Here is a 25088-nt window from a genome sequence, read left to right on the forward strand (position 1 = left end):
GCGGTTCGGCGGCTCAGCGGCGCAGCCACCAGACGGCCACTGCGGCCAGGCTCAGCGCCATGCCATAGGGCACTTGCCGCAGGGGCGGCATGTGCGGCCCGGCACGGGGCACGGCCAGCTGTGCCGTGCCGGGCCGCGCCCACCGCAGGCCCAGGCCCCAGGCCACCGCCAGCAGCACGCTGATCACCCAGGCTTCGCCGGCGTGGACAGCGCCCAGCCACATGCCCATGGCCGCGGCCAGCTTCACATCCCCGGCCCCCATCCAGCGCAGCAGATAGAACGGCAGCAGCGCCAGCAGCGCCAGTGCCATGCCCAGCAGGGCCTGCCCCAGACTCAGTCCGAAGGGCGACGCCTCCAGCACGGCTGCCACGGCGCCCAGCGCCGCCAGCAGCAGCACATCGCGGTTGGCGATGCGGCGCCAGCGCATGTCGCACCACGCCACATGCACCAGCACGGCGGCCGCCAGCCCCTGCAGCGCGATGGCGCCGAGCATGGTCTGCCTCAGGGAGTAGCAGGCGTGGAGGCGGTCGTAATGGCCGTGCTGATGCTTTCAAACACGCCTCTGATGTCGGTGCCCAGGGCCGTCAGGGCAGCGACGATGACCACCGCAATCAGGCCGGCGATCAGGCCATATTCAATGGCGGTGGCACCTTCTTCATCGCGCCAGAAGCGCAGCAGAGCTTTTTGCATGGCAACTCTCCTCTCAGCAGGCCGACGTGCCCGCCATGAGGAAAGTCTACTGACGCCATGCGTGGAGAATCCCCGTCCGTCCGACCCACTGTCGGATCGCGGCGAGCGGTGAACGGCGAAACAAATCCGCCAAACTTTTCACAATGATTTACATAAGCCAAGTTTGAACCAACTTCAAGGATAGACCGAAGCGAACGCCCCGGTACATCGACGGCCACCCCCACACTGACGCCATCTATCTCCTGCAGCGCACGCCCCAGTCAGAGCGGTCCTACAAGCATGGCCGCCCTGTGCAAAGGGGTACCTCATCTTTTCCACGCTCTGCTGCGCCTTGGCCACTTGGCCCGCGCAGCGGTGGCTCCAGCCCCGCGTCGGGGGCTGTGTTCAGCCCTGCAGCCGGTCCATCAGGCGCTGGCTGGCGGCATCCAGCCCCTGTACCTGCACCGTGCACCCGTGCTGGCGCAGGCGCTCGACCACCTTGTCCAGCGCCCCCACGGCGGTGATGTCCCAGAAATGCGCCCCGCTGACGTCGATGCGCACCGCCCGGCCGGCGGCGGCGCGCACATCGAACGCTTCCACCAGCGCATCGGCCGAGGCAAAGAACACCTGGCCGCGCACCGTCCATTCCAGCACGCCATCGGCCGCATCGTGCAGCGTCACCTGCATCATGTGCGAGACCTTGAACGCAAAGAACACGCCCGACAGCAGCACCCCGGCCAGCACGCCGGCCGCCAGGTTGTGGGTGGCCACGGTGATGGCCACGGTGGCCACCATCACGCCGCTGGACAGGCGCGGGTAGCGCAGCAGATTGCGCAGCGAACCCCAGTCGAACGTCGACGCCGACACCATGACCATGATGGCCACCAGGGCCACCACCGGCACGCGCGACACCCAGTCCTTGAGGGCCACCATCAGGATCAGCAGAAACACCCCGGCAAACAGCGTGGACAGCCGGCCCCGGCCGCCATACTTCACATTGCCCACGGCCTGGCCGATCATGCCGCAGCCGGCAATGCCGCCGAACACGCTGGACGCCATATTGGCCAGCCCCAGGCCGGTGCATTCGCGGTTCTTGTCGCTGGGGGTGCCAGTCAGCTCGTCGACCACGGCCGCCGTCAGCACCGACTCCAGCAGACCCACCATGGCGATCGCCAGCGCCGGCAGGGCGATGATGCGCAGCGTTTCCAGATCGAACGGAACGGCGGGCAGGCCGAACGCCGGCAAGGCCTGCGGCAGCTGGCCCAGATCGGCCACGGTGTGCAGCGGCAACCCCATGGCGCTGGCGATCACGGTGGACAGCACCACGCACACCAGCGGCGGCGGAATGGCCACCAGCAGCTTCAGTCCGGTGCGCTGCGCGATCCACGGCAGGCCGTAGATCAGGGCCAGGCCCAAGCCCAGCATGGCCCAGGTGGGCAGGTTGGCCCCCTTCAGATGGGGCAGCTGGGCCGCAAAGATCATGATCGCCAGCGCATTCACAAAGCCGGTGCGCACCGAACTGCTGACAAAGCGCATCAGCATGCCCATGCGGCACAGGCCGAAAGCGACCTGCATCAGCCCCGCCAGCAGGCCGGCGGCCAGCAGGTACTGCAGGCCGTGCGACGCCACCAGCGGCGCCACCACCAGCGCCACCGAACCCGCTGCCGCCGACACCATGGCCGGCCGCCCGCCAAAGAAGGCGATGACGATGCTGATGACAAAGGACGCAAACAGCCCCACCGACGGGTCCACCCCCGCTACAAAGGAGAAGGCAATCACCTCCGGAATCAGGGCGAACGTGGCGACGGCGCCGGCCAGCAGCTCACGGGGAATGCTGGGGGCCCATTCGGCACGCCAGCGCATCAAGGTGGAAGGATTCATGGAGAGCGCAAAACACCCGGCATCTGCGGGCTCTGGTGCGCGATGGTACGCAGCCTGGGGCAAGTCTGCAGCCGCCGGGCTGTGCACCGTGTGCGCCGCCAGGGCGCATGCGGACTTTTCTACTCCGCATCCACCCGCTGCTGCGGGCGCGCGGCGGGCAACTCCAGCGGTGCCGGCGCCAGCATGGGTGGCGTAACCGGCGTGGGAAACAGCAGCTCCACCGTCTGTGCCACGCTCTGCTGCCAGTCGGTGCGCGGCTCCTGACCGATCAGCGCCAGCAGGCGGCGGTTGTCCAGGCGGTGCGGGGTACGCCAGACATATTCCATCGCGCCCAGGGCGCGGATGCGCGGGGAAAAGCAGCCCAGCAGCTTCCACAGCGGCCACGGCACATGGCCGGAACGCAGATCCGCGGCATCGGCCACCCAGCCCCGCTGCAGAGCGATCTGCCCCAGGGCCTGCCACCAGTCCTGGCCTTGGCGCTGCTGGCCGGCGAAGTGCAGCCGGACCCAGCTGCCCAGCCGGTGGCGCTGGCTGGCCACCCGCTCCAGGGTCTGGGCCAGGTCGTGCACATAGACCCAGGGCGTGGCCACGTCATACGGCCCCAGCCAGGCCATGCGCCCGCGCGGCAGCTGACCGGCCACCGCATCACGGATCCAGCCATCGCCCGCATGGCCGTAATAGGCCCCGGCACGCAGGGTGCAGACCGACAGGCCGGTTTCCGCCGCCATGCGCAGCTGCAGCTCGGTCTGGGCACGCCCCTCGGCCAGCGAGGAGCCCAGCATCGCGGCATGCGGCAGGGCATCGTCCTCGCGCAGCACCTCGGGCAGCTGGCGGCCATAGGCCAGGATGGACAGCGGCACCAGCAGCAGGGCGTTGCAGCGCCGGGCGACGGCAATGCTGGAACGGGTGAGCTGCTCCAGCTCACGGGCCCAGGCCCAGGAGGAAAACCCCGTGGCCATGGCATGCACCACCACATGCACCCCGCCATGGCTGGCCAGCAACTGGTCCCAGCCAGCCGTATCGGTCAGCGGGGTGTCGACCCAGCGCACCTCGCCGGCCACCGGCGGCGCTTCGCACGGGTGCTGCACCAACCCGCTGCCGGGGCACACATGGGCCAGCACGCGCCAGCCCGCCTGGGCAAATGCCTGGACACAGGCATAGCCCAGACGCCCCTGGGCGCCCAGCACCAGCACGGTACACAGGGTGCGGGAGGCCAACGGGGTGGGGGCAGCGCCATGGGGCTGTTCGGAGGGCAGCAGCCCTTGCCAGGGCAAGGTCGGCGCGGGCACGGAAGTCGCAACGGTCATCTCGGCAGGTAGGCAGATGGACCCGGACGGCGCAGTGGCGCGCCCGCAGATCATGCAGGCCGTCTCGATGCACCCCGGTGCGGGCGGCAAAGCGCGCGGCCCTGGGGACCGGACAGGAATCTGGCAATTATCTGGTGTGCCAAACTACGTAATAACACGTACACCACAGCCACCCGCCCCCGCACGCTGCCCAGAAAAAAAGGAACCCGCGTCCTGCGGGTTCCTTGTCCTGGTGCCTACGGCCTTGCGGCCGCCGCAGTGTCCGTGTCAGCTCAGGCGCCGCAGCACTTCTTGAACTTCTTGCCGCTGCCGCAGCTGCAAGGGTCGTTGCGGCCGGGCTCGTCGCCCTTGACCACGGCGGTCACGCGCGGACCCATGCTGCGCCACAGCTGGCGCAGGTCGTACACGGCCCAGACGGCTTCGCCGAAGGCGTCGACACGTTCCTGGCTGGTCGATGCAGGGCCGGTTTCCTCGTACAGATTCAGTTCCGGTTCGTCACTGTCGTCTTCGGTCAGGTTGACGATGAATTCCATGGCCGCATCCAGCCACTGGGCGGCTTCCTTGTCACGGGGAGCAGCCCATTCCTCGGCCCAGTTTTCCACCACGAACATGAAGCCCAGGGCCCACACCTGGGCGAAGGACGGCACTTCCTCGTCTTCGATCTCGGCGCGTTCGGCTTCGGGCAGCACCAGGATGGCACCGCGCGTGTCCAGCACTTCGGGCTGGAAGGCTTCGTCATCGGCCAGGGACTTCACTTCGGTGTCCAGCTGTACACGGATTTCGTCGATGCGGCGCTGGGCCAGTTCCAGGAAGCGGGCCTGCTGCTCGGCGCTGGCAAACACCTCCAGCTGGGGCAGGGGCTGGCCGTCAGGCACTTCCAGGTCTTCACCGTCGCCCAGCAGCATGGGCAGCCATTCGCCCACAGTGATGGGGCGGCGCGTGCAGACCACGGCGGTCAGGAAACCGTCGCAGAACTCCCACTGCGGCACTTCTTCCGAACGCTCGCGCAGGCTGTCCAGCAGCTCGTCCAGTTCCTGCAGGTCTTCGTTGCTCAGAGCGGGTTGTGCCGTAGCTTCGGCGGGTGTGGTGTTTTCCATGGTGCGATCCTGCGCGTCAAAGGCTTCTATGATGGCCCGGCAGCCAGTTGCCGCAGGGGTGCGGGGCTGCGCCGGGCGGGGCCGTTGGCGCATGCCGCGCCAGCCAATGGGCGGCAGTGTAGCCCGCCCCCCATGTCCGTGCACCGTACACAGGAGTTGCCCATGGTTGCTGCCGCCACCCGCCCCGGCGGGCTGTTTCCCATCCGTTACACCGCGCTGGTGCTGTGCACCCTGGGCGGCGCGCTGTGCCTGGCGGCTGCGCTGCTGTGGCCGCGCTGGTGGTGGTGGCTGGCCGCCGCCCTGCTGCTGGCCCTGGCCCTGGTGGGCTGGTTCGACCTGCGCCAGACCCGCCACGCCATCCTGCGCAACTACCCCATCATCGGCCACCTGCGCTTTCTGTTCGAATCGATCCGGCCGGAAATGCGGCAGTACTTCATCGAGTCGGACAACGAGAACCTGCCCTTCTCCCGCGCCCAGCGCTCCCTGGTCTACCAGCGCAGCAAGGGCCAGCCCGACAGCCGCCCCTTTGGCACCCAGCTGGATGTCAGCGCCAACGGCTACGAATGGGTGAACCATTCGCTGCAGCCCAGCACGCTGGCCTCGCACGACTTCCGCACCTGGATCGGCGGCCACCCCGGCCAGCCGCACCAAGGCGTGGCGCCCTGCACCCAGCCCTACCAGGCCAGCGTGTTCAACATCTCGGCCATGAGCTTTGGCGCGTTGTCGGCCAACGCCATCCTGGCGCTGAACCAGGGTGCCCGCACCGGCGGCTTTGCGCACGACACCGGCGAAGGCTCCATCAGCCAGCACCACCGGGTGCATGGCGGCGATCTGATCTGGGAAATCGGCTCCGGCTACTTCGGCTGCCGCAACGCCGACGGCAGCTTCAGCGCGGAGCGCTTTACCGCCAATGCGCTGGACCCGCAGGTCAAGATGATCGAACTCAAGCTCAGCCAGGGCGCCAAGCCCGGCCATGGCGGCATGCTGCTGGGCGCCAAGGTCACGGCGGAAATTGCGGCAGCACGTGGCGTGCCGGAGGGAGAAGACTGCATTTCGCCGTCCAGCCACAGCGCCTTCACCACCCCCCTGGAGATGCTGCAGTTCATCGCCCGACTGCGCCAGCTCTCCGGCGGCAAGCCCGTGGGCTTTAAGTTCTGCGTGGGCCATCCCTGGGAATGGTTTGCCATCGTCAAGGCCATGCTGCAGACCGACATCACGCCCGATTTCATCGTGGTGGACGGTGCCGAAGGGGGCACCGGCGCGGCGCCGGTCGAATTCACCGACCATGTGGGTGTACCGCTGCAGGAAGGCCTGCTGCTGGTGCACAACACCCTGGTCGGCGTGAACCTGCGCCACCGCATCCGGCTGGGCGCCGCCGGCAAGGTGATCACCGCCTTCGACATTGCGCGCATGATGTCGCTGGGTGCCGACTGGTGCAACTGCGGGCGCGGCTTCATGATGGCCCTGGGCTGCATCCAGGCCCAGACCTGCCATACCGGCCGCTGCCCTACCGGCGTGACCACCCAGGACGCCCGACGCCAACAGGCCCTGGTGGTGCCCGACAAGGCCGCGCGCGTGGCCAACTACCACCGCCAGACCCTGCATGCGCTGATGGAGCTGGTGCAGGCCGCCGGCCTGCAGCATCCACGCGATTTCACACCCCACCACATCGTGCGCCGCACCGGCGACAGCCAGGTGCACCTGTTGTCCAATGTGGTGCTGCATGTACAGCCCGGTGCCCTGCTGGGGCCGCTGGATGGGCAGCACAATGTGTTCCAGATGTACTGGCCGCGCGCCTGCGCCCAGAGCTTTCACATTGCCCCGCCGCCGATGACGCCTTCGGCCGAGCGCCCGCAGAACGCGCCCCAGACCTGAGCGCCGCCACGGCACCGGCCGGCGAGGGTGCCGTGGCGGCGGCGCAAAAACGGCACAATCCGCTGTCCGCACACCGGCCTGAGCCCGGCGTGCACCCCGCCCCTGCTTCCCTTTCGATCGCCGCCCGTGCCCGCTACCGACCTGCCCGTCCCCGCCCTGGATTACGCCGCCTTTCTGCAGGAGCATGTGCACCGCCAGCCGCACAGCGTGGTGCGCTATGTGCAGCCCACGGAAACGCTGTGGCTCAAGCGCGTGGGCCGCAGCAATGCCGCCTGGCGCTACCGTTTTCTGGGTGCCGTGGCACGTGGCCTGCGCGTGCCGGTGCTCACCCCCGTGCCCAACCCGGGCGGGCGCGTGGCGATTGCCACCGAGGTGGCCCGCCTGCGCGACCTGGCGGGCCGCGGCCTGCGTGTGCCCGAGGTGCTGGCCGCCTGCGACGACGGCTTTCTGATGCGCCACCTGGGCGCCCCCGGCGAGAACACACCCAGCCTGGGCAACGAGATGGAACAGGCCGTGCCGCGTGGCAGCGCTACCGTGCTGGCACTGTGGAAGCAGGGCCTGCAGTCGCTCACCAAGGTCCACCGGACCGGCACCTGCCTGAGCCAGGCGTTTGCCCGCAACCTGGTGCGCTGCCCGGACGGCGTGATCGGCTACATCGACTTTGAAGACGACCCCGCTGCCGCCCTGCCGCTGCCCCTGTGCCATGCGCGGGATGCGCTGTGCTTTGCCCATTCAACGGCCTGGATCCTGCGCACCGCCGACGCCCTGCCCGCCGCCCGCACCCAGTGGCAGGCCTGGGTGCAGACGCTGACCCCCGCCGCCCAGCAGGCCCTGCGCGATAGCGTGGCCCGCATGGCATGGGCCGGCCGCTTCCCCGACAGCCGCCAATGGGGCCGCGACGCGCAGCGCATCCGCATGGCCTGGGAACTGCTGCGGCCCTGAAGTCCGCGTTGCGCCCACCGCACAGAGGGGTACCGGTGCGCACGGGCTGCGCGATACTGGTTGCCAGAGCACCATGCGCAACCTGATCCACCTCACCAACCGCCACCGCACTGCCGGCACCAACCTCACGCTCGGACTGGTGCTGGCGTTCACGGCCGGCGCCATCAATGCAGGCGGTTTTCTGGTGCTGCACATGTACACCTCGCACATGACGGGCTTTGCCTCGCAGCTGGCCGATGCCCTGGTGCTGGACAACCACCGCCTGCTGCTGAACGCCCTGGGCGCCATCCTGGCCTTCATGGCCGGAGCGGCCACCTGCGCCGTGCTGGTCAACTGGAGCCGCCAGCGCCATCTGCACAGCGTCTACGCCCTGCCGCTGATGCTGGAGGCCCTGCTGCTGTTCCCCTTCGGCCTGATGGGCGCCGCCACCTTGCGCTGGAACACCCCGTTCGCCGTGCCGCTGACGGTGCTGCTGCTGTCCTTCATGATGGGCCTGCAGAACGCCGTCGGCTCCAAGACCTCCGGCGGCAGCATGCGCACCACGCACATGACCGGCAACATCACCGATCTGGGCATGGAGCTGGGCAAGCTGCTGCTGTGGCAGCGCAGTGCCAGCGCCGCCGCACAGCCCGTAGCCCACCACTGGCAACGGATGAAAGCCTCCGCAGGGCTGCTGGCGATGTTTGTGCTGGGCGGCATGGCCGGCGCGCTGGGCTTCCAGCACCTGGGCTTTGTCTGTGTGGTGCCGCTGGCAGCCCTGCTGCTGGCCCTGGCCGTGCCTCCGCTGCTGCGCGATCTGCCGCGCTCCCTACGACGGCACGGTCCACGCTAGCCACACGCGCAGCGGCAGCCATCGCAGGCTGGCGGTGTGGCCGCAGCGCGCCAAACTGCGGACTCCTGGGTTCGCTGCGGGGATGGGGTCAGCCTCCCCCCGCACCCAGGGCCCAGGGCCCCGGCCAGACACAGGGGCGTCTACGTACAAGGGTTAACCCCAGCTTATTCGGTCTTCAATAGTTCTAACAATAGAACTATGGAACCAATAAAGCCCACACCAGAGTGGTCGATCGGCAAGCAGCCGCTGTACCTGCAGCTGGCCACCATCTTCCGCCGCCGCGTCGAAACCGGACTGTGGCCGCGCGGCGAACAGACACCAACGCTGGAAATGCTGATGCGCGAGTTCGGCGTGGGCCGCGTCACGGTGCGCAGCGCGCTGGCGGAGCTGGAGGGTGAAGGCCTGTTGGTGCGTTCCCGCGGCAAGGGCACGTTCATCCGGGACCTGCCTGCCGATGCCCCGCAGAAATTCGTCGTGGGCACCACCTGGGAGGAGCTGGTGGCACGCGGCAATCTGAATGAGCTGACGGTGTCACTCAACAGCACCGGGGAAGAAGCTTTGCCGTTGCCGGCCTGGTGCGGCACGCAGGCCGGCCAGGGCCACACCTATTATTTTTTGGAACGCGTCTATTCCCGGCAAGGTATTCGCGTGTGTTACAGCCGGGTTTTTCTGGAGGCCAGTATTTATCTGCGCCTCCAGGCAGAAATCAGCCAGCAGGCCGTCCTCACCGTGCTGGGCAACGACCGGCAGACGCATATCCAGGCTGGCAAACAGAGCATCACCATCATTTCCGCCGGTGATGACACGGCCGCCTATCTGCAAATTCCCGTAGGTTCGCCACTGGCAGAAATCACCCGCAGCATTTACGACTCTGAAAATAAACTGATTTATTGGGCTTGCGTGCATTACGACAGCCGATATATACGGCTGGATTTTGATTTGGTGAAGTAAATCAACCTCCAGCATTTAATAAATACATAAAAGGAGACCTTATGCCATTCACGTTCACCATCCGCCTCCCTGTCCGCCTGGCGGCTGCCGCCACCCTGGGACTGGGTCTGGCCGCCAGCGCCACGGCCCAGACCGCAGCGCCCTACCCCAGCAAGCCGATCTCGCTGATCGTGCCCTACGGCGCCGGCGGCAGCACCGATGCCCTGGCCCGCGCGCTGACCGAGCGCATGGGCAAGAAGCTGGGCCAGCCCTTTATTGTGGAAAGCAAGCCGGGGGCTGCCGGCACGCTGGGCGTGACGCAGATGGTCCGCACCCGGCCCGACGGCTACAGCCTCACGCTGGTGCCACTGTCGGTCTTCCGCCAGCCCTATCTGACCAAGGTGCAGTACGACCCGCTCAAGGACCTGTCGTACATCGCCACGGTGATGAACTACACCTATGCCATTGCCGTGCCCTACAGCGCCCCGTGGAAGAGCATCCAGGAGCTGGTGGCCGACGCCAGGAAGTCGCCCGACAAATACTCCTATGCCGGATCGGCCCAGTACAGCTCCAACCACCTGGCCATGACCGAGCTGGCGCGTGCCGCCCAGCTGCAATGGACCTTTGTGCCCTACAAGGGCGATGCCGAGGCCATCAACGCCCTGCTGGGCGGGCATGTGGACATCATCAGCGCCACCAGCACCATCCTGCCGTTCGTCGAATCCAAAAAAGCGCGCGTGCTGGCCGTGGCCGGGGCCGAGCGCTCGCCGGATTTCCCCGGCGTTCCCACGCTCAAGGAGGCCGGCTATCCCGTGGAAATGGCCTCGCCGCTGGGCATCGCCGGCCCGGCCGGCCTGCCCAAAGACATCGTCGACAAACTCGACAGCACGGTGCGCGAGGTCCTGCAGGATCCCGACTTCATCCAGCAGGCCCGCATGCTGGGCGTAGAGCTGAACTACCGCGGCAGCAAGGCCTACACGGCCTGGGCCGCCGACACCTATGCCAAAGAAAAAACCATCATCACCCGCCTGGCGGGCCAATAACCCTGTGATCTGCTGACAACGCCATGACATCTCTCCCCCCTGTCATTCCCGCATCCTCTCCCCTGCAACTGGGCAGCCAGCCCTTCACCCCCGACACCAGCCGCGTCACCGTGCTGGGCGCCGGCGTCATGGGCCCGGGCATTGCCCTGGTGTTTGCCGAACACGGCTACCAAGTGGACCTGTGCGAAATCCACGAATCCGGCCTTGCCAAAGGCATGCAATCGCTGCGCGACGGCCTGGCCCTGAAAGTCAGCGAACAGCTGCTGGCGCAGGACGCCGCCGATGCGGCCCTGACCCGGGTGCAAGGCCATGTGGGCAGTGACGTAGCCATCGCCCGCGCGGACCTGGTGATCGAAGCCGTGTCCGAGAACAAGGACGTCAAGCGCCAGGTCTTCGACACCATCGCCCGCATTGGCAAGCCCACGGTCATCACCTGGAGCAACACCTCGTCGCTGGATGTGTTCGCCCTCAGCGACGCCAGCATGCGCGGCCGCCTGGTGGTGGCGCACTGGTTTGCGCCGGCCCAGATCATTCCGCTGGTCGAAGTGGTGGGTTCGGCCCCACACACCGACACGCTGATGCAGCAGACCTGCGAAGTGCTCCGCGCCGTGGGCAAGACACCGGTGCGCCTGAACAAGATGGTCAACGGCTTTGTGATCAACCGCCTGCAACGCCTGCTGGGCCGCGAGATCTTCCACCTGCTGGAAAGCGGCGTCATCAGCCCGGAAGACATGGACATCGCCGTGCGTGCCAGCATTGCCCCGCGCATGCAGGTGCTGGGCGTGGTGCAGCGCTACGACTTCACCGGTCTGGGCCTGAGCGTGCGCAATTTCCGCGACCCGGACTTCCAGGACCCTCCGTTCGAGGAAGTGCCCAAGCATTTGCTGGACCGCGTCAACGATGGTCACCTGGGCGTGGCCACCGGCCAGGGCTTCTTCGACTACGGCACGCAGACCATGCTGGAGCTGCAGAACGAACGCGACCGCCACCTCTACCGCGTGATGGAGCGTTTGAGCCATTACGTCGACGGACCCCGCCCGGTGCGCTGAGCTCCCCAGCAGGTGCTGCACCGCCGCCGCAGCACCCCGCCTCCCACTTTTCGCGCCGGACTGCGCGGTGTCCACCGCGCCCGTCCATTCCGCCTCCTCTTCTTTTGCACCCCCCATGCACACCATCGACTTTGCTTTGCGCGCCTTTGTGCCTGGCGCCCAGGATTCGGAATTTCCGCTGCAAAACCTGCCCTACGGCATCTTCAACACCGCCCGGGCGCCCCGGCCCCGCGTGGGCGTGGCCATTGGCGACCAGATCCTGGACCTGGCCGCTGCCGCCCAGGCAGGTCTGCTGGTCAGCGTGTCGGCAGATGCCCTGCTGCAGCCCACACTGAACGCGCTGGCCGCCCTGGGCCGCGCGCGCTGGACCGCCCTGCGGGCCGAGCTGGCCGCGCTGCTGCAGGAAGGCTCGCCGCTGGCCACCAGCCCACAGGCCGCGCAGCTGCTGGTGCCCCAGGCCGAAGCCCGGATGCACCTGCCGTTCGCCATCGGCGGCTTCACCGACTTCTATGCCTCGGAAAACCACGCCTACAACTGCGGCTGCCTGTTCCGCGACCCGGCCAACGCGCTGCCACCCAACTGGAAGCACATCCCCATCGGCTACAACGGCCGCGCCAGCAGCGTCATGCTGGGCGGCGTGCCGGTGGTGCGCCCCAACGGCCAGTTGCCCGGCAAGGAAGGGCCCAGCTGGGGACCCACGCAGTCCCTGGACTTCGAGCTGGAGATCGGCGTCTTCATTGGCCGTGACACGGCGCTGGGCCAGCCTCTGCCCGTTACCCAGGCGCAGGACGCCATCTTTGGCATCGTGCTGCTCAACGACTGGAGCGCGCGCGAGGTGCAGCGCTGGGAATATGCCCCGCTGGGCCCGTTCCAGGCCAAGGCCTTCCACACCTCGATCTCGCCCTGGGTGGTCCCGCTGGACGCCCTGCAGCCCTTCCGCGTGGCACTGCCGCCGCAGCAGCCCACCGTGCTGCCCTATCTGCAGCAAGACCAGCGCCATTCCTACGATGTGCAGCTGTCCGTGAGCCTCCAGCCTGGCACCGCCGACCGCGCCTCCCCCATTAGCTGCAGCAATCTGCAGCACCTGTACTGGAGCTTCGAGCAGTTGATCGCCCACCACACCGGCAGCGGCTGCAATCTGCGCGTGGGCGATCTGCTGGGCACCGGCACCATCAGCGGCACCGACCACGATGCCCTGGGCAGCATGCTGGAGATGACGCGCAACGGCCAGGAACCGCTGCACCTGCTCACCGGCGAAGCACGCGGTTTTCTGGAAGACGGCGACACGCTGCGCTTCAGCGCCCAGGCCCGCCAGGGCGGCATACGCATCGGCTTCGGGGAGCTGTGCAGCACCGTGGCACCGGCGGTGGCCTACCCGCAGGGGTGAGGCCCGGGTAGCCCGGGCTGCGGCCACAGCGCCCGGCGACACACCCAGCCCACTGCAGGATGGCTGGCATGCACCCGCCAGAGCCCCACGGAGGCATTGGCCCATAAAAAAACCGCCCCGGCTTCCCAGCCCGGGCGGTTTTTATGGATGGCACTGCAGCGCAGTGGCCGAGCGCAGCAGCCCGCAGGCTACCGACCCTGCTCAGGCATGGGCTCGGTGCTCGGGTTCCTCGATCTCCACCGGCTTGCCCGACAGGGCGGCGTCCAGCTTGTCGTGGTCCAGGGCATTTTCCCACTTGGACACCACCACGGTGGCCACGGCATTGCCGATGAAGTTGGTCAGCGAACGGCATTCCGACATGAAACGGTCCACGCCAAGGATCAGCGCCATGCCGGCCACCGGCACTTCAGGCACCACGGCCAGGGTGGCGGCCAGGGTGATGAAGCCGGCACCGGTCACGCCGGCCGCACCCTTGGACGACAGCATGGCCACCAGCAGCAGCGCGATCTGGTGACCCAGCGTCAGGTGGGTGTCGGTGGCCTGGGCAATGAACAGCGCCGCCAGCGTCATGTAGATGTTGGTGCCGTCCAGGTTGAACGAGTACCCAGTGGGCACCACCAGACCGACGACGGACTTGCTGCAGCCAGCTTTTTCCATCTTGTGCATCAGCGAGGGCAGGGCCGACTCGGAAGACGAGGTACCCAGCACCAGCAGCAGCTCGTCCTTCAGGTACTTGATCAGCTTGACCACGGAGAAGCCGCAGAAGCGGGCCACGGCACCCAGGATCACCAGCACGAACAGGGCGGAGGTGATGTAGAACGTCAGCACCAGCTCGGCCAGGTTGACCAGCGAGCCCAGACCGAACTTGCCGATGGTGAAGGCCATGGCGCCGAAGGCACCGATGGGGGCGGCCTTCATCACGATGTTCACCAGCTTGAAGATGGGCTTGGTCAGCGATTCCAGGAAGTTCAGCACCGGCTTGCCGCCTTCGCCCGCCAGGGCCAGGGACACGCCGAACAGCACCGCCACCAACAGCACCTGCAGGATGTTGTCACCGACGAAGGGGCTGACCAGGGTCTTGGGGATGATGTCCATCACAAAGCCGGTCACGGTCATGTCGTGGGTCTTGGCCACATAGCCCTTGACGGCGGTCTGGTCCAGATCGGCCGCATTGATGTGCATGCCGCCACCGGGCTGCATGACGTTGGCCACGATCAGGCCCACCACCAGCGCCAGCGTGGAGAAGGTCAGGAAATAGGCCATGGCCTTGCCGAACACGCGGCCCACGGCGCTCAGGTGCGTCATGCTGGCGATGCCGGTGACGATGGTCAAAAAGATCACCGGCGCGATGATCATCTTGATCAGCTTGATGAAGGCATCGCCAAACGGCTTCATGGCCTCGCCGTAGGCTGGCTCGAAATAGCCCAGCAGCACGCCGACGATGATGGCGAACACCACCTGGAAGTACAGTTGGCGGTAGAACGGCTTGCGCAGCGTCTGGATGGTTTCGGTGGGAATGGCGTGCATGACGCAGGCTCCTGAAAACGCAAAAAGTGCACCCCCTCGGTGCACCACTGCCCGCATTGGACTGCGGCCCGTTTTCCGTGCCGATAACCTATTGGTATTAGACGCAGAGGCTTCCCTAGGCAAAATACAGAAAACCAAGGGTAAACACCTAACACCCCATGTCACTCCCGGGCCACGCCGGGCCAGGGTCCGGCCTGCCGATCCGCCCATTTCGCGCCCCTAGGCGCTGCTGCCCCGCACCACACCGTGAGCTCCTTCAATCTGTTCTCGCCCCGCCGCCACCCGGCCTGGACCCTGCTGATCCTGCTGGGCGGCATGTGCCTGTGCATGACCCTGGCCTACCAGCTGGCCTGGCAGCATGCGCTGCGCGGCGAAAGTGAAAACGTGCAGCGCCAGCTGGGCCTGTACACCCAGGCACTGGCCCAGCGCATCGACCGCTACCGCACCCTGCCCGAAGTGCTGTCGCTGGACCCCGAGCTGCGCAGCGCTTTGCACCAGGCGCTGGACCAGCCGCTCAGCCCGGCCCAGGTGGACCACCTGAACCGCAAGCTGGAGCAGGCCAACGGTGCCAGCCAGGCGTCCACGCTGACCCTGATCGATCTGCACGGCAAGGCCCTGGCCGCCAGCAACTGGCGCGATGCACGCAGCAATGTGGGCGAGGACTACAGCTTCCGGCCGTATGTGCAGCAGGCCCTGGCCCAGGGCAGCGGGCGCTTTTACGGCATCGGCATGACCACCGGCCTGGCCGGCTATTTCCTGTCGCGCGCGATCGAAGACGAGCACGGCCGCATCACCGGCCTGGTGGCCATCAAGATCCTGCTGCACGAGCTGGAAAGCGAATGGCTGCAGGTGCCCGACACGGTGCTGGCATCGGACGCGCACGGCGTGGTCTTCCTGGCCAGCGGCGATGACTGGCGCTACCGTCTGCTGCAGCCGCTGACGGCCGCCGACGAGGCCGAGCTGGCCGCCACCCGCCAGTACGCCAACCAGCCGCTGCGCCCGCTGCGCTACCTGGTGGAGGAAGAGCTGGACCATGGCGGCACCCTGGCGCGGCTGCAGGAACCTGCGCTGCCCGGCCGCACCCTGTGGCACACCCAGCCCCTGCCCGGCAGCCGCTGGCAATTGCACTTGCTGCACAACACCGACGCCAGCCGCACCACCAGCCGCTGGGCCGCTGCCGCCGCCGGCGGCGCCTGGCTGGCGCTGTGCCTGCTGTGGCTGTTTGTGCGCCAGCGCCAGCGCATCACCCGCCTGCGCCTGCGCAGCCGCCAGGAACTGGAAACCGTGCTGCACCAGCATGCCCAGGAACTGCGCACCGCCCAGGACGGCATTCTGCAAGCCGCCCAGCAGGCCGCCCGCACCACCGACACCGGCCTCTCCCCCAGCCTGGAGCATCTGCCCCAGGGCGTGGTCATCATCGACGCCGACCTGAACCTGGTGGCCTGGAACTCCCGCTATGTGGAACTGTTCCGCTACCCGGCCGAGCTGATGCGCGTGGGCCATCCCATCGAAGACCTGCTGCGCCACAACGCCCGGCGCGGCCTGCTAGGCAGCGGCCCGGTGGAAGGCGCCATCCAGCGCCGCCTGCAGCATCTGCGCAGCGGCAAGCCCCACCTGCACGAAAGCGCCAAGGGGGACGGCACGGTGCTGGAAATCCGCGGCAACCCGCTGCCCGGCGGCGGCTTTGTCACCAGCTACGCCGACATCACCAGCTACAAGAATGCGGCGCGCGAACTGCGCTCCCTGGCGGACGCACTGGAAAAGCGCATTGCCGAGCGTACCCGCGATCTGGATGCCGCCAAGCAGGAGGCCGAACGGGCCAACCGCTACAAGACCCGTTTTGTGAATGCGGCCGTGCACGATCTGCTGCAGCCGCTGAATGCCGCGCGCATGTACACCAGCCTGCTGCCCGGCCACCTGCACGACGCGGCCGGCCGCCAGGTGGCGCACAGCATCGACCAGGCCCTGGCCTCGCAGGACGCCATCCTCACCAGTCTGCTGGACATTGCGCGCATGGAGTCCGGCCAACTGGAAGTCCATGTGCGTGACTTCGCGCTGAACGCCCTGCTGGAAGTGGTACAGAACAACTTCGGCATGCAGGCCGAAAGCGAAGGCCTGACCTTGCGCTGCCTGCCCACGCACTATGTGGTGCACAGCGACGAGGCGCTGCTGCGCCGCATCCTGCAGAACTTTGTCTCCAACGCCATCCGCTACACGCGCAAGGGCCGCATCGTGGTCGGCTGCCGCCGCGTCGGCCAGCAGCTGCGCATCGAGGTGCACGACCAGGGGCCCGGCATTCCCGAGAGCCTGCAGCAGGAGGTGTTCGAGGAATTCCGCCGCCTGGACGAAGGCCACGCCGACGACCGCGGCACCGGTCTGGGCCTGGCCATCGTTGAACGCCTGGGCCGCCTGCTGGGCCACGAGATCGGCCTGCGCTCCCAGCTGGGCAAAGGCAGCGTGTTCTGGGTCACCGTGCCGCTGGGCGACGCCACCGCGCTGGCGCCGCAGCCCGTGCCCAGCCATGTGCAGCAACCGGACACCGGCCCGCTGCACGGTGCCTGCGCCTGGTATGTGGAAGACGACCCGTCCACCCGCGCCGCCACCTGCGCCCTGCTGCAGCGCTGGGGCTGCCAGCTGCCCTTTGCCGGCGGCGCCCCCGAAGCGCTGGCCGAGGCCGCCCCCGGCAATGCCCCCCAGCTGGTGCTGCTGGATGTGCACCTGGGCACGTTCTATGGCCCGGATGTCTACACCCAGCTGTGCGAACGCTGGGGCAGCGCGCCCCCCGTCATCCTGCTCACCGCCGAGCGTGACGCCACCTTGCGCCGCCAGGCCGCCGAGCGCGGTTGGGGCTTTCTGGCCAAGCCGGTCCGGCCGCCGGCGCTGCGGGCCTTGATGAGCCAGACCCTGGTCCGGGGACGGGAAGGCGGATAAGGCCGCGGAGCGGAACGCACCGCGCCATGGGTGCAAAAAAGCTGCAGCGAAGGCTGCATCCTAGAATGCCGGACTGGATATCCGTCGTGCACGCCCCCGCGGCCTCCCCGCCGCAGCGCATACAAAAACACCCCATCCGGTCCTGTGTCCATGCAACTTCCCATCCACATCGTCGACGCCTTCACCACCGAGCGCTTCAAGGGCAACCAGGCGGCCGTCGTGCCTCTGGAGGCCTGGCTGCCTGCCACCACACTGCAGGCCATCGCCACCGAAAACAATCTGTCGGAAACCGCCTTTCTGGTCTGGAGCGCCGAACGCGCCGCCTTCGAGATCCGGTGGTTCTCTCCGCTCAAGGAAATCGACTTCTGCGGCCATGCCACGCTGGCCAGCGCATTCGTGCTGTTCGCGGCCGATGCCGCCCTGCGCAGCATCACGTTCTGGGCAGCGGCCGTCGGCAATGTCACGGCCACGCAGGAAGCCGGCGGACGCATCCAGATGACCTTCCCCCGCCGGGATGCCCGGCCTGTGGAGGCTCCGCCGCCCGCCCTGCTCGACGGCCTTACCCCGCACCCGCTGGCCTACCTGGTCAACCAGCAGGCCTATGTAGCGGTGTACGCCTCGGAAACGGAGGTGCGCCAGGTCCAGCCGGATCTGGAAAAGCTCACCACGCTGGGGCCGCTGGATGTGGTGGTGACCGCCCCGGCACCGGCCGGCGCGCCCTATGACTTTGTCAGCCGCTATTTCTGGCCGGCCAACGGCGGGGTCGAAGATCCCGTCACCGGCTCCATCCACGCAGCACTGGCCCCCTACTGGGCCGGCCAACTGGGCAAGAACAGCCTGGTAGGCCACCAGGTTTCGCAGCGCACGGGCACGCTGTTCTGCGAGGTGAGCGATGCCACGGTCCAGGTGTCGGGCCACTGCGCGCGCTATCTGAGCGGCACGATCACGGTCTGACCCGGGTCCCTCGGCCGCATGCGGCCGAGGGCGGCCGAGGGCGGGCAACGCAGCCGGTAGGCTACCGGCGCCCTCACTCCATCTTCGCTGCAGAAGAGGCCGTCTGCGTCGCGCCCCCTTCTGGTATGCCTGCCGGCGGCAAGCCCGCTGGGGCCAGCGCCGGTGCATCCTCCAGCACCATGCGGTTGCGCCCGGCGGCTTTGCCCGCATACATCGCCGCGTCGGCGCGGGAGATGACGGCTTCCGTCGGTTCGCCGGGGCGGTAGGCGCTCAGGCCCACGGTGCAGTGCACCTGCAGATCGGCATGCACCAGCTGGGCCCAGGGCAGCTCGGCAATGTGCTGGCGCACGCGCTCCAGCAGCACCTGGGCCTGGCTGGGGGTGGTGCCGGGAAGCACCAGCAGAAACTCTTCACCACCGTAGCGGCCCACGCAGTCGATGGCCCGCACCTGTGCGGCCAGCAACTGGCCGAAGGCACGCAGCACGGTGTCACCACCGTCGTGGCCGTAACGGTCGTTGATCTGCTTGAAGTGGTCGATGTCCAGCAGCGCCACGCACAGCGGCGTGCCCTGCCGATCCGCGGCGTGCTGCGCCTGCTGCAGCCGCTCCATCACGCCACGGCGGTTGGCTACGCCAGTAAGCTCGTCGCTGCGGGCCAGGCTTTCGATCCGGGCCAGTGCACCGGCCAACTGGTCATGGGCACCGCGCAGCCGGTACTGCATGCCGCGAAAGTAGGTGACCAGCAGGCTGCAGCGGAACACGCCGCCCACCATCACCGCCACGGCCAGCACCTGGCCGGCAGGGGTGTCAGTGGTCATGCGCATCTGCGGGCCCAGCACATAGACGATGGCGGCCACCGCCACCAGAGTGCAGCCCCAGGTCATCCAGAAGCTGGTGCGCCGCCGCGCCAGAAAGCCGTCGGCACTGAAGGCCAGCAGCATGACCATGGCCTGGAAAGCCACCTGCGGCGCGGCCATCCACAGGCCCAGGGTGCCGCAGATGGCAATCAGCTGGTGCGCCAGAAACATGCCGGGATCGCGCCGTGTCTGGCTCCAGCCGCTGGCATAGGCCCAGGTGATGAAGCCCATGCCGGCCACGATCCACAGCGCATACCAGCCCAGTGCCTGCCAGGGTGCATAGCCTGCCCAGGCATGGCCGACGAACAGCAGCAGCGCATAGAGGTGGCTGAGCACGACCGAGCCATGCAACTGCCAGGTCCGCCGCCGCCACCGCGCGGCATAGTCGGTGTCGCCCGCAGCCTCCGGGCCCCACAGCAGGCGGCTGTCCGTCGTGTTCAGGGGCGAGTCTGGCTGGGTCATAGTCAAAGCACGGGCTGGCAATGGCGGGGATTGATGTTTCCTATTGTGACATTTTGGACTGACACCCCTGCTGACCGTGGGGCCGCAGACGATGTGGCAGGGGTGCACCGGTCCCGGCGACAGCCACCGCGCGCAGGGGAAAGCAGAACCGGCACACGCAGCGCGCGCTGCGTGTGCCGGTGGATCTTCTGCCCCTCTGCACGATCACGCACCGGGCCTGCCGAGGCAGCACCGGCACGGTGCACGCCCCCCGCGGTGACAGCGTGGCGCGCGGAACGCGCCGATGGCACTGGCGCTTATTCCAGACCGCTGATCTTCCAGGCCCCGTCGGCCTGCAGGCAGAACCAGACGTTCCAGCTCTCTGTCTGCTGGCGCTGGCTGACGTTGGCCGACAGCAGGCGGCACTGGCCGGCCGACTGCGTGGCGACGGTGACACCCGGTGTCAGCTGCACCTTCACGGGCTGCTTGCTGCTGCGGGCGCTGCTGTTCCATTCCTGGGCCACACCGGCCTGGCCTTCGTTCAGGGCCTTGCCGATGAAGGCCCGGAAATCCGGCACGTCCCGGGCGGGGATGTGCAGCAGCACGGACTGGTTCAGCGGACCCAGCGACAGCGCCTGTGCGCCCAGAGGCAGGAACAAAGCGACCGCAGCGCAGGCCGCACCCAGGGAGATGGCTTTTTTCATTTGCAACATCACCACACGATAACGCCGAATGGCGGCCATGGCGCGTTTTGCCCGCACAGGGGCGTCCGGACTGTCGCGGATCCCGCACGGCGTAGCGCCGGCGCCCGCCGTAGGCGGACGCGGTAACCGGACCGGCAGGCCGTGGGCGGCCTGCCGACCTGCCGCCGCAGCGGCCTCACATCTCCGGGTCGTTTTCCAGGCTCTTCACCAGCACCGCCGCCTGGGTGCGTGAATAGCATTCCAGTTTTTTCAGAATGGCCGTCACATGCACTTTGACGGTGTTCTCGGCCAGACCCAGTTCATGGGCGATCTGCTTGTTCAGCAAGCCGTCGGCCAGGCACAGCAGCACACGGAACTGCTGGGGTGTGAGCTGCGCCAGGCGGGCGGCCAGTGCGGCATCGGCTTCGGAGCGTTCGGCCACCATGGGCGGAAACCAGTTGTCGCCGGCCAGCACCGCATCCAGTGCCGCACCCATGGTGTCGGCCGGTGTGGATTTGGGGATGAAGCCCGCCGCACCGAATTGCTGGGCACGGCGGATGACGCGGGGATGGTCGTTGGAAGAGATGATGACCACCGGGATCTCCGGGTACTCGCCGCGCACATGCAGCAGCACCGAAAAGCCGCGCGCACCGGGCATGGCCAGGTCCAGCAGCACCAGTTCCACCTCGGGGTGGGCCTGCAGCGCCGCACCCAGGGTGGCAGCGCTGGCGGCTTCCACAATGGCGTACTGCGGCAGGCGCTCGCGCAGCACGTGCATGACGGCGGCGCGGAACAGCGGGTGGTCGTCGGCGACCAGAAGCGTGGGAGCGGACATGGACGGCAAGTCTGCCATGCCCGGCGGCGGCGACGACGACGCAGCGCAAAAAACCACCCCGGGCAGCGCACGCAGCACGACCCGCCGCCACCCCTGCGTTCAGGGCTCTGGGCCCAGGGGCAGACCGCATGCTGGTGCCCCCTTCGGCCTGTGGCCGCATGGCCGCAGGCAACAAAAATGCCCTGCAGCCAGTGCTGAAGGGCATATTGCTGGGGTGCCGCCAGGGCACCCTATCCGCCGGGGAAGTGACCGCGCGACGGGCGCGGCAAGCCGCTGGGGCTTACTGGCTGGCGACTTCCAGGTGGGCTTCGCGGGCTTCGTGGATGAAGTTGATCAGAGAGTTGATAGCTTGGCGCATGACAGACCTTCTTTCGTAATGCTACGGAGAGATGCACTTCCACTGAGGGTGGGAATGGCTGCATCTCGACGGCCATTCCTAGGGTCAAACCCGATAAGTGTTAACCCGTAGACCTAAGTATAAACCACAATCTGAATTTGTGCATAGCAACATCACGCAACGGCCTGCATGCCGCCGCTCCCCGGGGAGAACCCGCGCAACGCCGCCCAGGTGACTGTGTTGCAGCGCCGCAGCTGTCCACACTGGCAGGCATCTGTTCAGGAGGACCGCAATGACCCGCAATGTGACCGTCGCCGTGGCACAGACCGCCACCGTGTTGTTCGATACCGCCGCCACCGTGGCCCAGGCCCAGCGCCTGATGCACGAGGCCGCCCGCCAGGGTGCCCGGGTGCTGGTGTTTCCCGAGGCCTATATCGGCGGCTACCCCAAGGGGGCGGATTTCCACATCTTCATCGGCGCGCGCACGCCCGAGGGCCGGGCCGACTACCAGAAGTACTACGAAGCCGCCGTCACGCTGGACGGGCCCGAACTGGCGGCCCTGGCCCAGACCGCGGGCGAACTGGACCTGACCGTGTGCGTGGGCATCATCGAGCGCGACGGCGGCACGCTGTACTGCACCGCCGCCTACCTGGGCCGCGGTGCGGACGGCCATGGCACGGTGCTGGGCCACCACCGCAAGCTGATGCCCACGGCGCTGGAACGCCTGGTCTGGGGCTATGGCGACGGCTCCACGCTGCAGGCCATCGACACCCCCCACGGCAAGCTGGGCGCGGTGATCTGCTGGGAAAACTACATGCCCGCGCTGCGCATGGCCATGTACCAGCAGCGTGTGGCTCTGTACTGCGCGCCCACCGCGGACGACCGCGACACCTGGGTCAGCAGCATGCAGCACGTCGCCATGGAAGGGCGCTGCTTTGTGCTGTCGGCCTGCCAGCACCTGCGCCGCAGCCAGTTTCCCATGGACGCCATGCACAACCGCCTGCCGGCCGCCGACGACACGGTGCTGATGCGCGGCGGCAGTGTGATCATCAGCCCGGCCGGGCGCATCCTGGCCGGACCGGTGTATGGCGAGGACGCCCTGCTGACCGCCGAGATCGATCTGGACGAGATTCCGCGCATGCAGATGGACTTCGACCCGGTGGGCCACTATGCGCGGCCCGATGTTTTCCAGCTGCGCGTGCACACCGCTGCGCAGCGCGCGGTGGATCTGCAGCCTGGCCACGGGCAATAAAGCCGCAGTGGCGTGCAGGGCGCAGGTGCACCGGAACAGCGCACGGCCGCACCCGGTGGCACGGCTGGCAGGTCCTGGCTGCTAAGCTGCTGGCATCCGGGGCCTGCTGCCCCGGCCTTGTCCACCTTTGCCAGGAGCTGCCGCCATGATCGTGACCACCACACCCAGCATCGAAGGCCAATCCATCACCCGGTATTGCGGGGTGGTGGCCGGCGAAGCCATCCTGGGCGCCAATATGTTCAAGGACATGTTTGCCGGCATCCGCGACCTGGTGGGCGGACGCAGCGCCACCTATGAGCGCGAGCTGCAGAAGGCACGCGAGATTGCGCTGCGGGAGCTGCAGGAACGCGCAGCCGCCCTGGGTGCGAACGCCGTGGTGGGTGTGGACCTGGACTACGAGGTGCTGGGCCAGGGCAACGGCATGCTGATGGTCAGCGCCAGCGGCACGGCCGTGGTGGTGCAATGACGCGCAGGTCCAGGTCGGCGCGCCCGGCCGGCTGAAAAGTTTTTTTTCAGCCGCCGCGACACACCCCCTCAAGCAGCCACCCACCTCGCGCTCACCGCTTACGCTTTCCACGCCCCTACATGAGGGGCGGTGGCCTCGTCGATCAGTGCCGGGCCGGTGCATTCCATGGCAAAGGGCGCTGCACGGAACACATCCCGGCAGGACAGCTCCACATCGCGCTGGTCCAGGCGCTCGCCGCGGAACACGCGCAGGCGGCGGTCGTCGATGCCATAGACCACACGGCGGATGTTGGCCCAGAAGATGGCGCCAGCACACATCACACAAGGCTCGCCGGACGCATAGATGGTGGCGGTCTCCAGCGTGGCGCGGTCGTGGCGCTGGCAGGCGTCGCGGATGGCCTGCACTTCGGCATGGGCCGTGCAGTCCCCGGTTTCGCCATTGCTGTTCCAGCCCTGGCCCAGCACCGTGCCGTCGGCAGCGATGATGACCGAACCGAAAGGCCGGTTGCCCCGCTCGCGCGCGGTGCGCGACAGCGCGATGGCCTGGCGCAGATAGCGGCCATCCCGTTCATCCACGGCCTCCTCTGCGGCCAGCACCGCCTGCCCGGCTGGCGGGCTTGCAAAAATGTTTTCAACCGCGTTCATGCGGCGCTCCCTTGCTTGACCGCGGCCGGCAGGAAGGCGGTGTTCCACAGCTTCTCGGGTGCCGGCAGCTGGCCCAGCGCAAAGGTCTCACCCACCTCGGCGATCTGCTGTTTCAGCACCGCAGGCACGATGCGGCCCAGTCCGGCAGCTTGCGTTTCGGCGGTGGCCAGGTAGCCGCGGGTGATGGCCCAGCGCGCGGCTTCCAGATCGGCGCGCAGCAGCGGGTCGCGCTGGCGCACGGCATCCAGGCCGGCCTGGGGGTTGGCCAGCATTTCCACCAGGGCACGCTGTGTGGCACGCAAAAAGCCTTTCAGCGCTTCAGGGCGTTCCTGCATCAGCTTGGTGGAAGCCAGCACCGCATTGCCATACAGGTGCACGCCGGCATCGGCATACGACAGCACGCTCAGCTGGGCCGGCGGCATGCGCTGGAACAGCGAGACCGCGGAATCGTGGAAATAGGTGGCGGCATCCACATCACCGCGCACCACCACGTTGTCGCGTGCGGAGAAATCGGTGGTCACCCACTGGAACAGGTCGGCCCCCAGCTTCTGCTGCTTGGCCACCATGGGCCAGCTGCGGCGGGTGGACTCCACCGCCGCCGCCGCCACCTTCTTGCCCTGCAGGCTGGCAAAGCTGGTGCCCACGCCCCGGTCCTTGCGACCGATGATGACAAACGGCGCACGGTTGTAGTACTGATAGACCGCCTGCACCGGCAACGCGGTCTCGGCCTTGGCATGGGCCTCGATCAGCGCACTGATGTCGCCCAGGCCCAGGTCGTAGGCACCGGAGGCCACACGGGTGATGGAGGCCACCGAGCCGGAGCCGGAATCGATCTGCACCTCCAGGCCTTCGGCCGCGTAATAGCCTTTGGCGGCAGCCAGCACAAAGGGCGCGGTCTGGCTGCTGAACTTGAAGTCCAGCGTGAGTTTGAGCGGTTGCAGGGTCTTGGTTTGGGCGTGCACGGCCAGCGGCAGAGCGGAAGCAGCGGTCAGCGCACAGGCGCTGGAGAGGAAGTGACGGCGTTGCATGGCAAATCTCCTGGGATCGTGGGTGCCACGCCGCCGCCGGAAAGCAGAAAGCAACCGGGCCCGCGCCCATGCCACAACCCGCTCCCTTGCAACGGTGGTGGCAAGGCAGGTTGAGCAATTTC

At 67.6% G+C, this 25088-nt stretch carries 22 protein-coding genes; 11 read left to right on the plus strand and 11 right to left on the minus strand.

Annotated features, from left to right (window positions below; genetic code table 11):
• Nucleotides 1–13: 13 nt before the first annotated feature.
• The 5 genes from B3349_RS14605 to B3349_RS14625 all read right to left on the minus strand — a co-directional run bounded on the left by B3349_RS14605 (nucleotide 14) and on the right by B3349_RS14625 (nucleotide 4954).
• Nucleotides 14–493, minus strand: coding sequence for a prepilin peptidase (locus B3349_RS14605; protein ID WP_291589771.1), 480 nt, complete (start codon nucleotides 491–493; stop codon nucleotides 14–16).
• A gap of 8 nt (nucleotides 494–501) precedes the next feature.
• The gene (locus B3349_RS14610) at nucleotides 502–690 is read right to left on the minus strand and encodes a Flp family type IVb pilin (RefSeq protein ID WP_291589773.1); all 189 of its coding nucleotides are present in this window, start codon (nucleotides 688–690) and stop codon (nucleotides 502–504) included.
• Between the two features lie 384 nt (nucleotides 691–1074).
• On the minus strand, nucleotides 1075–2550 hold the full coding sequence (locus B3349_RS14615) for a SulP family inorganic anion transporter (RefSeq protein WP_291589775.1): 1476 nt from the start codon (nucleotides 2548–2550) through the stop codon (nucleotides 1075–1077).
• Between the two features lie 119 nt (nucleotides 2551–2669).
• Complete coding sequence (locus B3349_RS14620) at nucleotides 2670–3857, minus strand: NAD-dependent epimerase/dehydratase family protein (protein WP_291589776.1); 1188 nt, start codon at nucleotides 3855–3857, stop codon at nucleotides 2670–2672.
• 272 nt (nucleotides 3858–4129) lie between these two features.
• Entirely contained in the window at nucleotides 4130–4954 is an 825-nt protein-coding gene (locus B3349_RS14625; protein ID WP_291589779.1) for a UPF0149 family protein, read from the minus strand.
• A gap of 162 nt (nucleotides 4955–5116) precedes the next feature.
• Here B3349_RS14625 and B3349_RS14630 point away from each other — a divergent pair, with 162 nt between their 5' ends.
• The 7 genes from B3349_RS14630 (at nucleotide 5117) to fahA (ending at nucleotide 13012) form a co-directional block, all read left to right on the plus strand.
• On the plus strand, nucleotides 5117–6829 hold the full coding sequence (locus B3349_RS14630) for an FMN-binding glutamate synthase family protein (RefSeq protein ID WP_291589780.1): 1713 nt from the start codon (nucleotides 5117–5119) through the stop codon (nucleotides 6827–6829).
• 126 nt (nucleotides 6830–6955) lie between these two features.
• Complete coding sequence (locus B3349_RS14635) at nucleotides 6956–7771, plus strand: hypothetical protein (protein WP_291589781.1); 816 nt, start codon at nucleotides 6956–6958, stop codon at nucleotides 7769–7771.
• Nucleotides 7772–7844: 73 nt separating this feature from the next.
• Nucleotides 7845–8603 (plus strand): YoaK family protein, encoded by a 759-nt coding sequence (locus tag B3349_RS14640; protein WP_291589783.1) that lies wholly within the window; start codon nucleotides 7845–7847, stop codon nucleotides 8601–8603.
• 198 nt (nucleotides 8604–8801) lie between these two features.
• Nucleotides 8802–9554, plus strand: coding sequence for a GntR family transcriptional regulator (locus B3349_RS14645; RefSeq protein ID WP_291589785.1), 753 nt, complete (start codon nucleotides 8802–8804; stop codon nucleotides 9552–9554).
• A gap of 41 nt (nucleotides 9555–9595) precedes the next feature.
• Entirely contained in the window at nucleotides 9596–10576 is a 981-nt protein-coding gene (locus B3349_RS14650) for a tripartite tricarboxylate transporter substrate binding protein (RefSeq protein ID WP_291589786.1), read from the plus strand.
• Between the two features lie 23 nt (nucleotides 10577–10599).
• Nucleotides 10600–11625, plus strand: a complete 1026-nt coding sequence (locus tag B3349_RS14655) for a 3-hydroxyacyl-CoA dehydrogenase family protein (protein WP_291589787.1) — start codon at nucleotides 10600–10602, stop codon at nucleotides 11623–11625.
• A 115-nt stretch (nucleotides 11626–11740) separates the two neighbouring features.
• Nucleotides 11741–13012 carry a fumarylacetoacetase gene (gene fahA / locus B3349_RS14660; protein ID WP_291589788.1) on the plus strand — a complete coding sequence of 424 codons (1272 nt, stop codon included), beginning with the start codon at nucleotides 11741–11743 and terminating at the stop codon, nucleotides 13010–13012.
• Between the two features lie 201 nt (nucleotides 13013–13213).
• On the opposite strand, the gene B3349_RS14665 is transcribed toward fahA, so the two are convergent.
• Nucleotides 13214–14539: a dicarboxylate/amino acid:cation symporter gene (locus tag B3349_RS14665; protein ID WP_291589789.1), complete on the minus strand. Its 1326-nt coding sequence runs from the start codon at nucleotides 14537–14539 to the stop codon at nucleotides 13214–13216.
• 315 nt (nucleotides 14540–14854) lie between these two features.
• On the opposite strand from B3349_RS14665, the gene B3349_RS14670 reads away from it, so the two are divergent.
• Both B3349_RS14670 and B3349_RS14675 read left to right on the plus strand, forming a co-directional pair.
• Nucleotides 14855–17470: a hybrid sensor histidine kinase/response regulator gene (locus B3349_RS14670; RefSeq protein WP_291589875.1), complete on the plus strand. Its 2616-nt coding sequence runs from the start codon at nucleotides 14855–14857 to the stop codon at nucleotides 17468–17470.
• Nucleotides 17471–17620: 150 nt separating this feature from the next.
• On the plus strand, nucleotides 17621–18424 hold the full coding sequence (locus tag B3349_RS14675) for a PhzF family protein (protein ID WP_291589791.1): 804 nt from the start codon (nucleotides 17621–17623) through the stop codon (nucleotides 18422–18424).
• Between the two features lie 73 nt (nucleotides 18425–18497).
• On the opposite strand, the gene B3349_RS14680 is transcribed toward B3349_RS14675, so the two are convergent.
• The 3 genes from B3349_RS14680 to B3349_RS14690 all read right to left on the minus strand — a co-directional run bounded on the left by B3349_RS14680 (nucleotide 18498) and on the right by B3349_RS14690 (nucleotide 21239).
• Complete coding sequence (locus tag B3349_RS14680) at nucleotides 18498–19742, minus strand: GGDEF domain-containing protein (RefSeq protein WP_291589792.1); 1245 nt, start codon at nucleotides 19740–19742, stop codon at nucleotides 18498–18500.
• A 296-nt stretch (nucleotides 19743–20038) separates the two neighbouring features.
• On the minus strand, nucleotides 20039–20425 hold the full coding sequence (locus tag B3349_RS14685; protein WP_291589793.1) for a hypothetical protein: 387 nt from the start codon (nucleotides 20423–20425) through the stop codon (nucleotides 20039–20041).
• A 175-nt stretch (nucleotides 20426–20600) separates the two neighbouring features.
• Entirely contained in the window at nucleotides 20601–21239 is a 639-nt protein-coding gene (locus B3349_RS14690) for a response regulator (RefSeq protein WP_291589795.1), read from the minus strand.
• A 629-nt stretch (nucleotides 21240–21868) separates the two neighbouring features.
• Here B3349_RS14690 and B3349_RS14695 point away from each other — a divergent pair.
• Both B3349_RS14695 and B3349_RS14700 read left to right on the plus strand, forming a co-directional pair.
• Nucleotides 21869–22828 (plus strand): carbon-nitrogen hydrolase family protein, encoded by a 960-nt coding sequence (locus B3349_RS14695; protein WP_066541460.1) that lies wholly within the window; start codon nucleotides 21869–21871, stop codon nucleotides 22826–22828.
• Between the two features lie 145 nt (nucleotides 22829–22973).
• Nucleotides 22974–23294: a heavy metal-binding domain-containing protein gene (locus B3349_RS14700; RefSeq protein ID WP_066541461.1), complete on the plus strand. Its 321-nt coding sequence runs from the start codon at nucleotides 22974–22976 to the stop codon at nucleotides 23292–23294.
• A gap of 98 nt (nucleotides 23295–23392) precedes the next feature.
• On the opposite strand, the gene B3349_RS14705 is transcribed toward B3349_RS14700, so the two are convergent.
• Nucleotides 23393–23938: a nucleoside deaminase gene (locus B3349_RS14705; protein WP_291589799.1), complete on the minus strand. Its 546-nt coding sequence runs from the start codon at nucleotides 23936–23938 to the stop codon at nucleotides 23393–23395.
• Entirely contained in the window at nucleotides 23935–24966 is a 1032-nt protein-coding gene (locus B3349_RS14710) for an ABC transporter substrate-binding protein (RefSeq protein ID WP_291589801.1), read from the minus strand. Before B3349_RS14710 ends, B3349_RS14705 begins: the two co-directional genes overlap by 4 nt.
• Between the last annotated feature and the right edge of the window lie 122 nt (nucleotides 24967–25088).

Source organism: Comamonas sp. UBA7528 (assembly GCF_002479375.1).
Lineage (GTDB): Bacteria > Pseudomonadota > Gammaproteobacteria > Burkholderiales > Burkholderiaceae_C > Comamonas.

Excerpts from the sequence above, each read along its gene's own strand:
- B3349_RS14605 (WP_291589771.1), bottom strand. The coding sequence starts at position 493 with ATGCTCGGCGCCATCGCGCTGCAGGGGCTGGCGGCCGCCGTGCTGGTG.
- B3349_RS14610 (WP_291589773.1), bottom strand. The coding sequence starts at position 690 with ATGCAAAAAGCTCTGCTGCGCTTCTGGCGCGATGAAGAAGGTGCCACC.
- B3349_RS14615 (WP_291589775.1), bottom strand. The coding sequence starts at position 2,550 with ATGAATCCTTCCACCTTGATGCGCTGGCGTGCCGAATGGGCCCCCAGC.
- B3349_RS14620 (WP_291589776.1), bottom strand. The coding sequence starts at position 3,857 with ATGACCGTTGCGACTTCCGTGCCCGCGCCGACCTTGCCCTGGCAAGGG.
- B3349_RS14625 (WP_291589779.1), bottom strand. The coding sequence starts at position 4,954 with ATGGAAAACACCACACCCGCCGAAGCTACGGCACAACCCGCTCTGAGC.
- B3349_RS14630 (WP_291589780.1), top strand. The coding sequence starts at position 5,117 with ATGGTTGCTGCCGCCACCCGCCCCGGCGGGCTGTTTCCCATCCGTTAC.
- B3349_RS14640 (WP_291589783.1), top strand. The coding sequence starts at position 7,845 with ATGCGCAACCTGATCCACCTCACCAACCGCCACCGCACTGCCGGCACC.
- B3349_RS14645 (WP_291589785.1), top strand. The coding sequence starts at position 8,802 with ATGGAACCAATAAAGCCCACACCAGAGTGGTCGATCGGCAAGCAGCCG.
- B3349_RS14650 (WP_291589786.1), top strand. The coding sequence starts at position 9,596 with ATGCCATTCACGTTCACCATCCGCCTCCCTGTCCGCCTGGCGGCTGCC.
- B3349_RS14655 (WP_291589787.1), top strand. The coding sequence starts at position 10,600 with ATGACATCTCTCCCCCCTGTCATTCCCGCATCCTCTCCCCTGCAACTG.
- fahA (WP_291589788.1), top strand. The coding sequence starts at position 11,741 with ATGCACACCATCGACTTTGCTTTGCGCGCCTTTGTGCCTGGCGCCCAG.
- B3349_RS14665 (WP_291589789.1), bottom strand. The coding sequence starts at position 14,539 with ATGCACGCCATTCCCACCGAAACCATCCAGACGCTGCGCAAGCCGTTC.
- B3349_RS14670 (WP_291589875.1), top strand. The coding sequence starts at position 14,855 with ATGTGCCTGTGCATGACCCTGGCCTACCAGCTGGCCTGGCAGCATGCG.
- B3349_RS14675 (WP_291589791.1), top strand. The coding sequence starts at position 17,621 with ATGCAACTTCCCATCCACATCGTCGACGCCTTCACCACCGAGCGCTTC.
- B3349_RS14680 (WP_291589792.1), bottom strand. The coding sequence starts at position 19,742 with ATGACCCAGCCAGACTCGCCCCTGAACACGACGGACAGCCGCCTGCTG.
- B3349_RS14685 (WP_291589793.1), bottom strand. The coding sequence starts at position 20,425 with ATGAAAAAAGCCATCTCCCTGGGTGCGGCCTGCGCTGCGGTCGCTTTG.
- B3349_RS14690 (WP_291589795.1), bottom strand. The coding sequence starts at position 21,239 with ATGTCCGCTCCCACGCTTCTGGTCGCCGACGACCACCCGCTGTTCCGC.
- B3349_RS14695 (WP_066541460.1), top strand. The coding sequence starts at position 21,869 with ATGACCCGCAATGTGACCGTCGCCGTGGCACAGACCGCCACCGTGTTG.
- B3349_RS14700 (WP_066541461.1), top strand. The coding sequence starts at position 22,974 with ATGATCGTGACCACCACACCCAGCATCGAAGGCCAATCCATCACCCGG.
- B3349_RS14705 (WP_291589799.1), bottom strand. The coding sequence starts at position 23,938 with ATGAACGCGGTTGAAAACATTTTTGCAAGCCCGCCAGCCGGGCAGGCG.
- B3349_RS14710 (WP_291589801.1), bottom strand. The coding sequence starts at position 24,966 with ATGCAACGCCGTCACTTCCTCTCCAGCGCCTGTGCGCTGACCGCTGCT.